The 13,974-nt window shown below is 60.2% G+C and carries 12 protein-coding genes; 9 read left to right on the forward strand and 3 right to left on the reverse strand.

The window, feature by feature from the left end; all coding sequences use genetic code 11:
* Nucleotides 1–60 precede the first annotated feature (60 nt).
* Nucleotides 61–762: a hypothetical protein gene (locus FD715_RS06125; RefSeq protein ID WP_147106786.1), complete on the reverse strand. Its 702-nt coding sequence runs from the start codon at nt 760–762 to the stop codon at nt 61–63.
* A gap of 358 nt (nt 763–1,120) precedes the next feature.
* Between FD715_RS06125 and FD715_RS06130 the strand changes: the two genes are divergently transcribed.
* The 6 genes from FD715_RS06130 to FD715_RS06155 all read left to right on the forward strand — a co-directional run bounded on the left by FD715_RS06130 (nt 1,121) and on the right by FD715_RS06155 (nt 9,217).
* Nucleotides 1,121–2,509: a cytochrome ubiquinol oxidase subunit I gene (locus tag FD715_RS06130; RefSeq protein WP_147106789.1), complete on the forward strand. Its 1,389-nt coding sequence runs from the start codon at nt 1,121–1,123 to the stop codon at nt 2,507–2,509.
* A 5-nt stretch (nt 2,510–2,514) separates the two neighbouring features.
* On the forward strand, nt 2,515–3,525 hold the full coding sequence (locus tag FD715_RS06135; RefSeq protein ID WP_147106792.1) for a cytochrome d ubiquinol oxidase subunit II: 1,011 nt from the start codon (nt 2,515–2,517) through the stop codon (nt 3,523–3,525).
* Between the two features lie 129 nt (nt 3,526–3,654).
* Nucleotides 3,655–4,863, forward strand: coding sequence for a urate hydroxylase PuuD (locus FD715_RS06140; protein ID WP_147106795.1), 1,209 nt, complete (start codon nt 3,655–3,657; stop codon nt 4,861–4,863).
* Nucleotides 4,864–4,905: 42 nt separating this feature from the next.
* Complete coding sequence (gene mutL, locus FD715_RS06145; protein WP_147106799.1) at nt 4,906–6,723, forward strand: DNA mismatch repair endonuclease MutL; 1,818 nt, start codon at nt 4,906–4,908, stop codon at nt 6,721–6,723.
* A complete protein-coding gene (locus FD715_RS06150; protein ID WP_147106802.1) occupies nt 6,720–7,958 on the forward strand; it encodes a DNA recombination protein RmuC in 1,239 nt (412 codons plus the stop codon). Before mutL ends, FD715_RS06150 begins: the two co-directional genes overlap by 4 nt.
* A complete protein-coding gene (locus FD715_RS06155) occupies nt 7,955–9,217 on the forward strand; it encodes an adenylate/guanylate cyclase domain-containing protein (protein ID WP_147106805.1) in 1,263 nt (420 codons plus the stop codon). Before FD715_RS06150 ends, FD715_RS06155 begins: the two co-directional genes overlap by 4 nt.
* 50 nt (nt 9,218–9,267) lie before the next feature.
* Here FD715_RS06155 and FD715_RS06160 read toward each other — a convergent pair whose 3' ends face one another.
* Together FD715_RS06160 and FD715_RS06165 are read right to left on the reverse strand one after the other, a co-directional pair.
* On the reverse strand, nt 9,268–9,924 hold the full coding sequence (locus FD715_RS06160; RefSeq protein ID WP_147106808.1) for a ChrR family anti-sigma-E factor: 657 nt from the start codon (nt 9,922–9,924) through the stop codon (nt 9,268–9,270).
* Between the two features lie 5 nt (nt 9,925–9,929).
* On the reverse strand, nt 9,930–10,454 hold the full coding sequence (locus tag FD715_RS06165; protein ID WP_189799443.1) for a sigma-70 family RNA polymerase sigma factor: 525 nt from the start codon (nt 10,452–10,454) through the stop codon (nt 9,930–9,932).
* Between the two features lie 228 nt (nt 10,455–10,682).
* Here FD715_RS06165 and FD715_RS06170 point away from each other — a divergent pair, with 228 nt between their 5' ends.
* The 3 genes from FD715_RS06170 to FD715_RS06180 are packed head-to-tail and all read left to right on the forward strand — an operon-like array spanning nt 10,683 to nt 13,974.
* Nucleotides 10,683–11,984, forward strand: coding sequence for an NAD(P)/FAD-dependent oxidoreductase (locus tag FD715_RS06170; protein WP_147106813.1), 1,302 nt, complete (start codon nt 10,683–10,685; stop codon nt 11,982–11,984).
* Nucleotides 11,981–12,742 carry a DUF1365 domain-containing protein gene (locus FD715_RS06175; protein ID WP_147106816.1) on the forward strand — a complete coding sequence of 254 codons (762 nt, stop codon included), beginning with the start codon at nt 11,981–11,983 and terminating at the stop codon, nt 12,740–12,742. Before FD715_RS06170 ends, FD715_RS06175 begins: the two co-directional genes overlap by 4 nt.
* The gene (locus FD715_RS06180; protein ID WP_147106819.1) at nt 12,739–13,974 is read left to right on the forward strand and encodes an MFS transporter; all 1,236 of its coding nucleotides are present in this window, start codon (nt 12,739–12,741) and stop codon (nt 13,972–13,974) included. Before FD715_RS06175 ends, FD715_RS06180 begins: the two co-directional genes overlap by 4 nt.

Here is a 13,974-nt window from a genome sequence, read left to right on the forward strand (position 1 = left end):
TGGGTCCTGACCCTAGTGCGCAGACAAGCAACTTTGGTTCGCAGATCGTGACGCGCTGAGTTAAACTGCAATCTCTTCAAAATTGATTTCAAGAAACAGAAACGGCATGTTGGCTGAACTGTAGTTGTACTTTGCATCACCCTTTGACAACGAGATTCCTCTGGAGGCAGTTGTTAAGCGATCACGCCCCCCAACCACACTATGTTTAGCAAAAGCGAAGGTCCCTCCAAAAATGCCGCCTCGAGCAACATAGGCTTCGATTGGCCCCATGTGCATGTGCTCCCTGGTGCTGTGCTTGGCTGCATCTAGAGCAGCCAAATACTCGTTCCGGCTGTTCTGCTCCGCCTTATCATCTACTGGCTCGAAGTTGATTAGCACCATCGCCGCGTCGCCGTACGGACGTGCAAAGGAGAAGGGCATTGTGATTGCTAGTGTGTCCTCAAATGGATGGCTCCAAAATCGGCAGTTTTGGTTCTTTTCCCACATACTCAGTCTTCGAAGATCCTGGTCGATCTTTTTGGTGTTTTTCGAACCAATTAACGGATTCAAGTCGGGGCCGACATCCGACGCGACGCTGAAAGCATCGCGTATTCTAGTCAGGTTTTCGGAGGATTTATCAAGTAGAAAACCAAAGCTTGTTAGGTCGCCTGCAAAACCGCGGGTTGTGACGGCGCTTTCAAGTGCCGTTGCCACGGACCAAAAGGCCGCAGCACCATCAGCTCGGGTAGGCTTTCGACGGTTATCCACTTTTGGAACACTCAATTTCGCACCTATCCACTGTAGCAAGGGCAAGTTCGCGTGACTTGTTAGAATTAGTCGACCACTTTGATGCCGGAAGCATCATGCAAAAATCACGCGTACTGTCAAAGAAGCCGAAACCTGACGTTCATCTATTTGTGCCACAAGTCAGCTTTTCATGTCCGCAAAGCGGCCATTCGATCGGTCCCGCCGCCTTGTTCGTATGCGCTTTGAACATTGCCGGCGCGCGCACCCGACATCATGGCAATACTCTGTGACAAAACGCGCATGTGCACCCTGTCGCACCCCCGCTGACCCAGGCCATGCGCCATCTATATCTGCATCAAGACATCAGTTGTAACCGTTTTGGGCGGAGGTCTTCATGGACACCCTCATGCTGTCCCGCATTCAATTTGGGGCGAATATTTCGTTTCACATCCTGTTCCCGACGATCACGATCGCCTTGGGCTGGGTGCTTTTGTTTTTCAAGCTGCGCTACAACGCGACGGGCAATGTGCGCTGGATGGAAGCCTATCGCTTTTGGGTGAAGGTCTTTGCGCTGTCCTTTGCGATGGGTGTCGTGTCCGGCATCACCATGTCGTTCCAGTTCGGGACGAACTGGCCCGGATTTATGGAAACGGTGGGCAATATCGCCGGGCCGCTTTTGGCCTATGAGGTGATGACCGCGTTCTTCCTCGAGGCGGTGTTCCTCGGCATCATGCTGTTTGGATTTTCGCGGGTGCCGGGGTGGTTGCATACCCTGGCAACGTTCCTCGTGGCCTTCGGCACCACGATGTCTGCGTTCTGGATCATCGTGTTGAACAGCTGGATGCATACGCCGCAGGGGTTTGAGATGCGTGAGGGCGTCGCCTTTGCTACCAACTGGTTCGAGATCATCTTTAACCCGTCGATGCCCTATCGATTTACGCACATGATGCTTGCCTCGGGTCTGACCGTGGCCTTCCTTCTGGCCGGTCTGAGCGCGTTCCGCTGGTTGCTGGGTGACCGGAGCAACGGTGTCCGCGCAACCTTGAAAACTGGAGTGTTCATGGGTGCGCTGCTGATCCCGGTCCAGATCTTTATGGGTGACCTACATGGTCTGAACACGCTGGAGTATCAGCCTCAGAAGGTTGCCGCGATGGAGGGCAATTGGGAAACCCAATCGAACGTGCCGCTGTTGCTGTTCGCGATCCCAGATGAAGAGGCGCGCGAAAACCGGATGGAGGTGGGCATTCCCAACATGGCGTCCATCATCCTCAAGCACAAAGCGGATGGCGTCGTGCCGGGTCTGAACGATTTTGTCGCCGAGGATGGCACCGTGATGCACCCGCCCGTGGCGCCTGTGTTCTGGTCCTTCCGGATCATGGTGGGCACCGGCTTTGCCATGTTGCTCCTGAGCTGGGCGGCGGCGTTCCTGATGCTGCGCAAAAGGCGCGGGCCAGAGGGCATTCCGACCTTTATGTATGTCGCGATGGTGCCGATGGCATTCTCTGGCTGGGTTGCGACCCTCGCCGGGTGGTACACGACCGAGATCGGGCGTCAGCCGTGGCTGGTGCAGGGCGTGCTGACCACCGAGATGGCCGTGGCCGATGTGCCTGCGCCGTTCGTGGGGACCACGTTGGCGGCATATCTGGCGATCTATGCCTTGCTGCTTGCGGCCTATGTGGGAGTTCTGTTCTTCCTCGCCCGCAAGGGTGTGGATGGCGATGTGCCGCGCCCGCGCACACCGCTGTCGGGCCAAGCCATCGCCCGCGAAATCCCTGCGGAGTGACGTGAATGGACCTGTTTGGAGATCCGGCTGTTTGGCTGCCCTTAACCTTCGCTGCGCTGATGGGCGTGTCGATCCTAGTCTATGTTGTCCTTGACGGCTTTGATCTGGGCGTAGGGGTTCTGTTCCCGTTCGCCACGGATGAGGAAAAGGACATGATGGTTGCGTCCATCGGCCCGTTCTGGGACGCGAATGAGACGTGGCTGGTGCTGGCCATCGGGCTGTTGCTGGTGGCGTTCCCTTCGGCACATGGCACGATCCTGACGGCGCTGTATCTGCCCGTCGCGATCATGTTGATCGGTCTTATTCTGCGCGGTGTCGCGTTCGAATTTCGGGTCAAGGCTCCGACGCCGCACAAGGCAACATGGAACTGGCTCTTCTTTGCAGGCTCGCTCATGACGTCGCTGGCGCAGGGCTTCATGCTGGGCAAATATGTGATGGGCCTGGAAAGTACGTGGGGCACCTGGACCTTTGCTGCGATCACGGCTGTCTTTCTGACGGTTGCCTATTCCATGATCGGGGCCTGCTGGCTGATCCTGAAGACAGAGGAACATCTGCAGGCCAAGGCGGTGACGTGGGCCAAGGGCGGCATCTGGGGCCTGGTTCTGGGCTTGGGGGCGGTATCGCTTGCTACGCCGCTGGTCAGCCCGCGCATCTTCGACAAGTGGTTCTCGGTGCCGGAGATTCTCTACCTCGCTCCTCTGCCCATTCTGTCCGCGGTCATGGTTGCGCTGTTGTGGCGATCCTTACAGCACCTGCCAAACCCGACCGACACAGGTGCACGGGCGCCATTTTCCTACGCCATCGCGCTTTATGTGCTGGCCTTTGGCGGTTTGGCGTACTCGTTCTACCCATTTGTGGTGCCGGAACAGCTGACGATCTACGAAGCGGCCAGCGCACCCGAAAGCCTGATGATCATCCTTGTCGGTGCGATTTTTGTGATCCCGATGATCGGCGGATATACGGCGCTTGCCTATTGGGTGTTCAAGGGCAAGGCGGCAGAGTTGCGCTACGACTGACTCTTCTTCTAGCGGTAAATACTTCGGGGGTGAGCGCGCCAGCGCGAGGGGGCTGGCCCCCTCTATCCCCGCTTCCCCTTGGCGCGCAGGCTGCTATTCTGCACCGCAGAACGCAAGGGATCCGACATTATGTATGACTTTGCCGCCATGGGCGCGTGGTTGGAATTTGCGGTGCGCTGGCTGCATGTGATCACCGCCATCGCCTGGATCGGGTCGTCGTTTTACTTCATCGCACTGGATCTGGGTCTGCACCGCGACCGCAACCTGAAAAGCGGCGCGGATGGGGAGGAGTGGCAGGTCCATGGCGGTGGCTTTTACCACATACAGAAATACCTCGTGGCCCCGGCGGGAATGCCGGACGGGCTAATCTGGCACAAGTGGCAGAGCTACTGGACGTGGATCAGCGGGTTTATCCTTCTGGTGCTGGTCTACTACCTGGGGGCCGAGTTCTACCTGATTGATCCCAATGTCATGGATCTAGCCACCTGGCAGGCGGTGGGGATTTCGCTGGTGTCCCTGGCGCTGGGTTGGGTGATCTACAACACGCTCTGCAAAATCTTTGTGAACGCGGATCAGACGGTTTTGATGGTGGCGCTCTTCGCGGTGCTCATCGCGATGTCGTGGTTTTATGCGCAGGTGTTCACGGGTCGAGCGGCGCTGCTGCATCTGGGCGCGTTCACGGCGACCATCATGTCCGGAAACGTGTTCTTTATCATAATCCCGAACCAGAAGATTGTGGTCGCCGATCTGATGGCCGGCCGCACGCCAGATGCGATTTATGGCAAGATCGCCAAGCAGCGGTCGACCCACAACAACTACCTGACCTTGCCCGTCATCTTCCTGATGCTCAGCAACCATTACCCGCTGGCATTTGCGAGCGAATGGAACTGGGTGATCGCGAGCCTTGTCTTCCTGATGGGTGTTACCATTCGCCACTGGTTCAACACGCATCACGCACGCAAGGGCAACCCGCATTGGACATGGGGTGTGACCGTGATCCTGTTCATCTTGATTGCCTGGCTGTCTGTCGCGCCTGGGGGGCAGCGTGAAGCGGCTGTGGTTACGCGCTTTGCCGAGGCCGAAGGGTTCACCAACGTGCATGACATTGTTCTCGGGCGGTGTTCGATGTGTCATGCCGCCGAGCCGGTCTGGCCTGGCCTGCACTGGGCGCCCAAGGGTGTTGCGCTGGAGACAGAGGCCGATCTGACCCGCCATGCCCGCGCCGTCTATCTGCAATCGGGCGTGTCCCATGCCATGCCGCCGGCCAATCTCAGCTATATGGAAGACGACGAACGCGCCGCCATTGTTGCATGGTATCGCAACGCCATCGGCGGCTGAACCGCTGGTCGAATCGGCGCGTCGCATGCTAAGTCTTGTGGCATGAACTCTCACGCCCCCAATATACGTCCTGTTATCCGGCAGTTGGACGATGCTGCGATCAATCGCATCGCGGCGGGCGAGGTGGTGGAGCGCCCGGCTTCGGCCGTGAAAGAACTGGTTGAAAATGCCATTGACGCAGGCGCCAACCGCATTTCCGTTGACGTCGCGGATGGGGGCAAGACGCTTATCCGCGTCACGGATGACGGCTGTGGGATCGCGTCAGATGACCTGCCGCTGGCGATGTCACGGCACGCGACGTCCAAGATTGATGGCAGTGATCTCTTGAACATCCACACCTTCGGCTTCCGGGGGGAGGCCCTGCCCAGCCTCGGCGCAGTGGGCCGGTTGACCATCAAAAGCCGGGTGCCCGGTGAGGCTGCCGCGGAGATCAGCGTGGCCGGGGGCAAGATCGGGGCGATGAAACCCGCCGCCTTGAACGGCGGCACCGTTATCACCCTGCGCGATCTGTTCTATGCCACGCCTGCGCGCCTGAAATTCCTGCGCACCGACCGGGCCGAGGCGCAGGCGATCACGGATGTGGTCAAACGCCTTGCGATGGCTGAACCCTTCATTCGTTTCGAGCTGCGCGATGTGTCGAACGACCCGCGTACGATATTCAAGGCCGAGGCGCAGTCGGGCGATGTGGTCACAGCCCTGAAGGCCCGCTTGCGCGATGTGCTGGGGGCGGACTTCATCGACAATGCGATTGCCATTGATGCCGAACGGGAGGGGCTGCACCTGACCGGGTTTGCGGCGTTGCCCACCTATTCGCGCGGCGCAGCGGTGGCACAATTTTTGTACGTGAACGGCCGTCCGGTGAAGGACAAGCTACTGACCGGCGCCTTGCGCGCCGCTTACTTCGATTTTCTCAGTCGCGACCGCCACCCGGCGGCGGCGCTGTTTGTCGATTGCGATCCACAGCTTGTCGATGTGAACGTGCACCCCGCCAAATCGGAAGTGCGTTTCCGCGATCCCGGTGTGGCGCGCGGGCTGATCGTGTCGGGCCTGCGCCATGCTTTAGCAGAGGCCGGGCACCGCGCATCGACCACCGTGGCAAGTGCGACCTTGGGCGCAATGCAGCCCGAACCGACCGCGCCGCGCGTGTATCAGATGGACCGGCCCAGCCTTGGGCCGCGCGCAGCTGTCAGCACCGGCTTTGCCGAGATGGCACAGGAGTTCAGCGCACAGGTGGTTGAGACACCCGCGCCGGTGAGCGATTGCGAAGAGGCCCCCGATGATCTACCGCTTGGTGTCGCACGCGGGCAGGTGCACGAGAATTACATCGTGGCACAGACGGATACGGGCATGGTCATCGTTGATCAGCACGCCGCCCATGAGCGTCTGGTCTATGAAAAGCTGAAGCGTCAGATGGCCGAGACTGGTGTGGCGGCGCAGGCATTGCTGATCCCGGAGATCGTCAGCCTGTCATCGGGTGACTGCGCGCGGCTTTTGGAAATTGCGGATGATCTTGCTCGCTTTGGTCTTGGCATCGAAGCCTTTGGCGGAGATGCAATCGCTGTGCGCGAGACCCCTGCAATTCTGGGCGAGGTCGATGCCAAGGCGATGATCCATGACATCCTTGATGAATTGGCCGATCTGGGCGCGTCTCAATCAGTGCAGGCGCGGGTCGAGGCGATCCTGTCGCGTGTGGCCTGCCATGGGTCCATCCGCTCGGGCCGCCGCATGCACGCCGAAGAGATGAACGCTCTTCTGCGCGAGATGGAGGCGACGCCCCATTCCGGGCAGTGCAATCACGGCCGTCCTACCTATGTTGAATTGAAGCTGGCGGACATTGAACGCCTTTTCGGACGCACATGATCCAGATCGGAAATACGACAGTCGACACCAGTGATCCGCTGGTGATGGCGGCCCTGATCGGGGGCGGGATCCTGTGTTTGATCCTGATCCTGCTGATCCTAGCCTTGCGTGCGGCGGGGAGGTCGGCGCGGGCGGCTGAACCGCTGGCGCAGCAACTGGGGTATCTCGGCCAACACGTGCAAGGGCTGGCACAGGGGCAGGAAGGGTTGCGCGCCTCGATCCAGACCGTGTCGGATACCGCCACGAATGGGCAGGCGCAATTGGCGCAGACGGTCGAGATGCGCCTGTCTGCGGTCCAGCAGCAGATGCAGGATCGGCTGGCTGACAATGCCATGCGCCAGAACCGCGCCCTGACCGAGATGCAGGAGCGGATGAAAGAGACGCTTCACGGCTCCTCCAAGCAGACGACGACCAGTCTGACGCAGCTTCAGGAACGGCTCGCTGCCATCGACAAGGCGCAGGACAATATCACCAACCTGTCGGGCGATGTACTGAAGTTGCAGGACATCCTGTCGAACAAGCAGACGCGCGGGGCCTTTGGCGAGATCCAGCTGCGCGACATCGTGAGCAAGGCGTTGCCAAGTGACAGCTACGCCTGGCAACCGACGCTATCCAACGGCAAGCGGGCCGATTGCATGGTGCATCTGCCGAACCCGCCGGGACCGATTGTGATCGACTCCAAGTTTCCGTTGGAAGCCTATGAAGCCCTGCGCCGGGCCGAAACGGATCACGAGTTGAAACAGGCTGTGGCAATGATGAAGACGGCGGTGAAAAAGCACATCGCCGATATCTCTGACAAGTATATCATCGAGGGTGAGACAGCCGACGGTGCCTTGATGTTCCTGCCGTCTGAAGCTGTCTATGCCGAGTTGCACGCCAACTTCCCCGACCTCGTGCGCGAGGGGTTCGACAGACGGGTGTGGATTGTATCGCCCACCACCTGCATGGCCACGCTGAATACAATGCGCGCGATCCTGAAGGATGCACGGATGCGCGAACAAGCGGGTGAGATCCGCAAGATGCTGCGCAACCTGCACCGCGATGTCGAACTGGTCGTGGAGCGGGCGGGCAAGCTGGAAACCCATTTCGATCAGGCCCGCCGGGATGTCGAAGGGATCACGACCGCCGCAGAACGGGCTGGCAAGAGGGCGGGCAAGCTCGACAATTTCGATTTCGAAGAGTTGCAGGAGCAGGGCGCCTTGCCGCTGAACGGTCGGCCCACGGCGGCGGAATGACCCCGCAGGCACAGCGTATCTTTTTTGAAGCCGAAGCGCAGGCTGAGTGGTTCATTGCCATTTTACGCCTGATCATTTCGTCCACCCTGGCGCTGGTCTTGTTCACCACCATCTGGTTCATGGGCCTGCCGGATTCCGAGGTGCTCGCGGCGCAGCTGATCTATGCCGCGATGACGATGATCAGTTATTTCGCGCTTGGCATCACCATTCTGCTGGTCATCCGCGCGGGTAGGTTTCGGGCTTGGATGGCGTGGCCGTCTGCGCTGATCGACTGTGTGTTCGTCTTGCTTGGATCGTGGCTGAGCCTGTCGAACATGGGTCTGTCCGGCGAATTTATTGCAGCCTTTCCGACGATCTGGCTGATCCCCGTTGTCCTGGCGTGCGGCGCGTTGCGGTTCAATCCGGCGCTTCTGGCGTCGATGGCGGTTGTGCTGATTGCGGGCTTTGCCGCAATCCTGACCATCCCTTTTCTCGCGTCCGAGGCTGAGGCGCGGGCAGGGCTGATATTCTTGTTTGGTATGCCGCCCAACATCGTTCGGTTGGTGATGATCGCGCTGGCTGCGATGGTGTTGGTCGCTGCCTCCATGCGTATTCGTGCGCTCTTGCGCCGATCCATTGATGAGGCAGAGGCGCGCGGGCAGCTGACGCGGTTTCTGCCGGCGGAACTGGATGATCAGTTGGCGGCGCGGGGACTGGATGCGATGCGTGCGGGCCAACAGCAGCGTATGGCGATCGTGTTCATTGATATCCGGGGCTTCACAGCGCTGGCCGAGACGCTGTCGCCTGCCGACCTGTCTGCTTTCCTTGAACGGTACCGCGCCAGCATCTCTGGTGCGGCGGATGAAACGGGTGGGATTGTCGACAAATTCGTTGGTGATGGTGCAATGGTTGTCTTTGACGACCGGCAGGGGGACGCGGCCACATGTGCTGTCGCGTTTGCACGTGCAGCGCTCGACCGGATATCCGACGTGCGCCTGGGCGTCGGTGTCCATATCGGAGATGTGTTTGCCGGGGTGGTCGGTGGCGATGGCCGGCTGGAGTACACGGTCTTGGGCGACACGGTGAATGTGGCCGCTCGGTTGGAAGCGGCGACCAAGGTTGAGGGCGTATCCCTGCTCGTGTCCGAAGATGTGATGCAGGGCTTGGATGTGCGCCAGACCGACTGGCAGCATTTTCCGTCGCTTGCGCTACCGGGCCGACAGCAACCGATATCTGCATGGGGTTTGATGCGCGGCTATTCGTCAGACGGTGCCGACTAGACCTGCAACAAGAAGGGCAATGAAGGCGGGGGTAGCCCCGCCTCACGTTATCAGATGCGCGCGAAACGTTGCGCGATTTTCGGCAACAGACCTTCGAACCGAAGAGGTGCGTCGGTGACGGCCAGGCAGATGCAGTCTTCGTGAATGTCAGCTACGGGTGTGTGGTGCAGGTCACTGTCGGCCACCTCGACATCACCGCGAGCGAAATAATCGTCCTCGTCCTGGAACGCGCCCTGCAGCACCATGGTCATCTCGGTGCCGTTATGTCCATGGTCCGGCATGGCCGTGCCCGCAGGAATATACAGCAACCGCGCCGAAGCATCGCTGGAGGTCGGCAGGATGGCCTGTTTGACGCCCATGCCAACAGACCGCCATTTCACAGTGTCTAGGCCGCCGCCGACATAGTCCAGCAAGGGTTGCGGCAGCACTGCGTCCTTCGGCCGTTGCGCGCGGATTTCATCGGGCGCGCCCCCGGCGATCAAAGCCATCGTCGCTGCAAAGCTGCCCGGCGTAAGCGCAACGTCGTTCCCGGGCGTTTGGTCCAAAACCTCGCCCCCCAGAGCGTCATAGCTTTCAACGACCGCGCGACACTCGTCGCACAGTGACACGTGGGTTGCCACCATAAGGTTGAACGCTTCAGGCAGCGTCCCGGCTGCGTAAGCCATCAGGATTTCGTCCGTCAGGTGATGTGTGATCTTCTGTTCCATATCCGTCACTTCATCGCATGGCGCAGTCGCTCCAGCGCCAATCTTATCCTTGATTTGATCGTGCCCAGGGGCAGACCGGTTTGGTCGGCGATTTCACTGTGGGACAGGTCCCCAAAATACGCCTTTTGTATCAGTTCTCTTTGGGCTGGGGGCAATTCAGCGATGGCCCGTCCCAATTGTTCGCTTTCCTGTTGCAGGGCCATCACGTCGGCCTGATCAGGTTCGTCTTCAGGGCCCCATCCCAAATCTTCGGGTTCGGGGCGGCGCTGCTTGCGCAGCACGTCAATCTTTCGGTTCCGCGCGATGGTGAAGATCCAGGTCGCCACCGAGGCCCGCGCGGGGTCAAACATATGCGCCTTGTGCCAACAGGTCGCCATGACCTCTTGTGCGCATTCTTCTGCCAGCGACGCATCCGCACCAGACTTCATCAAGAACCCTTTGACCCGTGGGGCAAAGTGGTCGAACAGCTCGGCAAAAGCTGTCTGATCTTGATCGTCACGGATCCGGAGCATGTGGTCCACCCACAACATCCGCTTGCCGTCGCTGTCTTGCATGAGTGCCGGTCCTGTCGCCGCCGCCGAGATCGCCCCGACAACGCGCTGCGTGTTTGTTTCAGACGTGTCTAGACCCGCAAACATACCCCGTCTACGCGACACAACGTGTTTTGGATCAAAAATAAATGTCTGGTTTTTGTGCATCCGGTTGCGCCATCCCTTCGTAGAAATCAATAACCTAGACCGTACGGGACGCCGCAGACCATGCCATTTGAGACCGCAACATCCGCACCGAAACGCATCGCCGTTATCGGAGGCGGGATATCCGGAATGGGGGCTGCGCATACGCTCGCGCCCGATAACAGTGTCACACTGTTCGAGGCCGAACCGCGCCTAGGCGGCCATGCGCGCACAATCATGGCAGGCAAGCGTGGTGATCAGCCGGTGGACACCGGATTTCTGGTGTTCAACTACGCAAACTATCCCAACATGGCCAAGCTGTTCGCCGAGCTGGACGTGCCGGTCGTCAAGTCGAACATGAGTTTTGGCGCGTCCATTGACGGAGGGCGGTTGGAGTACGGGCTCGCCAGTCTGGACGCATTGTTTGCCCAGCGGCGCAACGCATTGAACCCGAAGTTCCTCGGCATGGTCCGAGATATCGTCCGCTTCAACAAACACGCGCTGCGCGTCGCCAACGAGGATCGCAGCCGCACCATCGCGCAGTTCCTTGATGTGATGGGAACCGGCGATTGGTTCCGAGACTTCTATTTGCTGCCGCTGAGCGGTGCGATCTGGTCCACCCCGACAGAGAAGATCATGGATTTCCCAGCCCACGCCATGATCCAGTTTTTTGAAAATCACGCGCTGCTCAACCACACCGGTCAGCATCAGTGGTACACGGTCAACGGCGGGTCGGTTGAGTATGTCCGCCGGATCGAGGCGGCGATGCTGGGCAATGGCGTCGACATCCGTCTCGGTGCGCCCGTTCAGTCCGTGCGCCGCACGGCAGGTGGTGCACAGGTCAAAGCGTGGGGTGGCGCGTGGGAGATGTTCGACGAGGTCATCTTTGCCACCCATTCCGATGATAGCCTGAAGTTGCTGGCCGATCCGACAGAGGGTGAGAAGGCAGCGCTTGGTGCTGTGAAGTACCAGCCCAACGATATCATCCTGCATCGCGACGCGGCCATCATGCCCGAACATCGGCAGGTCTGGTCCAGCTGGGTCTATACCGAGGACAAGAATGCGCAGTCTGACCGCATTGACCTGACATACTGGATCAACTCGCTGCAGCCCATTCCGATGGACGACATGCATTTTGTGACGCTGAACACCAAGCGGACGATCCGCGAAGAGATGATTTACGACCAGACGGTGCTGCGTCATCCGGTCTACGATCTGGCGGCGCTTGCGGCGCAGGATCAGGTGCGTGCGATGAACGGATCGAACAACACGTGGTATTGCGGGGCGTGGATGCGCCACGGGTTCCACGAGGATGGGTTGTCCTCTGGCCTTGACGTTGCCCGTGCGTTGCTTCGTGCGCCCCAGATGCAGGTGGCAGCGGAATGACAGCGACCGTCGATCATATTGCAGGCGTGACCTTTCATGGACGCAAGGGCGCCATCGACAACGCCTTTCGCTATACCGTGGACTACATGTTGTTGGACGCCGAGGCGCCGTTGCGCGTTCCACGCCTTTTTGGTCGCAACAAGCGGGCGCTGATGGCTTTGGATGATGCCGACCATGGGGGTGCCCCACAGGCCGGGCGAGGTGCCGCCTGGGTACGCGAGGTTCTGCAGGCGCACCAGATCACCGATGTTGCACGGATCGAACTGTTGGCCCAACCCAAGGTGCTGGGCCACGTGTTCAATCCGGTCAGTTTCTGGTTGTGCCGCCGCGCGGACGACCAGATGATTGCCGTGATCGCCGAGGTGACAAACACCTTTGGTGACCGCCATAGCTATCTGGTGCACCACCCCGATCTGCGTCCCATCGCGCCCGAGCACAGGCTGCGTGCAACCAAGATTTTCCACGTCTCGCCTTTCCAGCCCATCGAAGGCGGGTACGAATTTCGGTTCGACATCCGGGATGACCGGATCGGGGTCTGGATTGACTATTCGCGAGGTGGTGAGGGCGGGCTGATTGCCACGCTCACGGGACGTCGTTGTGCCCTCACCAATGGCGCGATTTTGCGTGCGGCCCTGCGCCGGCCCTTCGGATCGCGCCGGGTTCTGGCGCTGATCCACTGGCAGGCGCTGAAGCTGTGGTGGAAACGCGCGACCTACCGCGCACGCCCCTTGCCCCCGTCCGAAGAGGTCTCGCGGTGAGCAACACGGCACCCCAACGTCTGCCAGCCTACGCGGTCTTTGCCGCCTTGCTGAGTGCGGCCGGGTTGCCGATCTATATTCATGCGCCGAAATTCTATGTTGACGAATACGGCGTTTCGCTCGCCGCACTGGGCGCGGTACTGTTTGGTTTGCGCTTGCTGGACGTGGTGCAGGATCCGCTGTTCGGCCGCCTTTCCGAAGCGTTGCGGTCCCGGCGCGGTTTGGCGGTTCTGATCGGCTGTACGGTGATGGCTGTGTCGATGCTGGGCCTGTTTGCCGTGCCGCCGCTTTTGCCGCCGCTCATCTGGTTTGCCCTGATGCTGACGGGCGTATTCTCGGCCTTCAGCTTTCTGACCATCAACTTCTATGCCCAAGGCGTGGTTAAGGCAGACCGCCTGCCGGGACAGGGGCACCTGATGCTGGCGCGGTGGCGCGAAACGGGTGCGCTACTGGGCGTTTGCGTGGCGGCCATTGCGCCGGTGATGCTAGGCGGCTTCACGGGTGCGCCCTTTGCCGGGTTTGCGGTTGGCTTTCTTGTTCTGGCGCTCGCCGCCGTGGTGATGATGCGGGGCGAGTGGGTCAGCGATGGGCTGCCGCCTTCAGTCGGCTTTAAGGCTGTGCTGGGCGATGCACTCGCACGCAAGCTCCTGCTGATCGCGCTGGTCAATGCCGCGCCTGTCGCCGTTAGCTCAACGCTGTTTCTGTTCTTTGTCGAAAGCCGATTGGAAGCGCCCGGCTTCGAAGGGCCGCTGCTGTTGCTGTTCTTTCTGTGCGCTGCCATGGCTGCGCCCGTCTGGGGCCGGTTGGCCGAACGGTATGGCCCAAAGCCGGTGTTGTTGAGCGCCATGGTCCTTGCCATTTGCGCCTTCGGCTGGGCCATCACTCTTGGTCCGGGCGATTGGGTCGCTTTTGCGATCATTTGTGCGCTGTCCGGCGCCACGCTGGGCGCTGACCTGACAGTGCTGCCGGCCGTGTTTGCGACCCGCATGGCCCGCATTAGCCCCTCGGCGGCCGAAGGGTTTGGCCTGTGGGCTTTTGTTTCGAAATTCACCCTGGCCTTTGCTGCCGTCACCCTGTTGCCCGCGCTTGAGCGGGCTGGGTTCGACAGCGGTGCGGCCACCCATCCGCCCGAAGCGCTGACGCTTCTCACGCTGCTCTATGCAGCCGTGCCTTGTGGCCTCAAGGTCGTGGCCATTGCGCTGCTTGCTACGACAGATTTGAAGGAGACGTGA

The sequence above is a fragment of the Tateyamaria sp. syn59 genome, assembly GCF_007995245.1.
GTDB lineage: Bacteria > Pseudomonadota > Alphaproteobacteria > Rhodobacterales > Rhodobacteraceae > Tateyamaria.

Bases quoted from the DNA above. Each gene is read 5' to 3' on its own strand.
- FD715_RS06130 (WP_147106789.1), top strand. From the start codon at position 1,121: ATGGACACCCTCATGCTGTCCCGCATTCAATTTGGGGCGAATATTTCG.
- FD715_RS06135 (WP_147106792.1), top strand. From the start codon at position 2,515: ATGGACCTGTTTGGAGATCCGGCTGTTTGGCTGCCCTTAACCTTCGCT.
- FD715_RS06140 (WP_147106795.1), top strand. From the start codon at position 3,655: ATGTATGACTTTGCCGCCATGGGCGCGTGGTTGGAATTTGCGGTGCGC.
- mutL (WP_147106799.1), top strand. From the start codon at position 4,906: ATGAACTCTCACGCCCCCAATATACGTCCTGTTATCCGGCAGTTGGAC.
- FD715_RS06150 (WP_147106802.1), top strand. From the start codon at position 6,720: ATGATCCAGATCGGAAATACGACAGTCGACACCAGTGATCCGCTGGTG.
- FD715_RS06155 (WP_147106805.1), top strand. From the start codon at position 7,955: ATGACCCCGCAGGCACAGCGTATCTTTTTTGAAGCCGAAGCGCAGGCT.
- FD715_RS06160 (WP_147106808.1), bottom strand. From the start codon at position 9,924: ATGGAACAGAAGATCACACATCACCTGACGGACGAAATCCTGATGGCT.
- FD715_RS06165 (WP_189799443.1), bottom strand. From the start codon at position 10,454: ATGTTGTGGGTGGACCACATGCTCCGGATCCGTGACGATCAAGATCAG.
- FD715_RS06170 (WP_147106813.1), top strand. From the start codon at position 10,683: ATGCCATTTGAGACCGCAACATCCGCACCGAAACGCATCGCCGTTATC.
- FD715_RS06175 (WP_147106816.1), top strand. From the start codon at position 11,981: ATGACAGCGACCGTCGATCATATTGCAGGCGTGACCTTTCATGGACGC.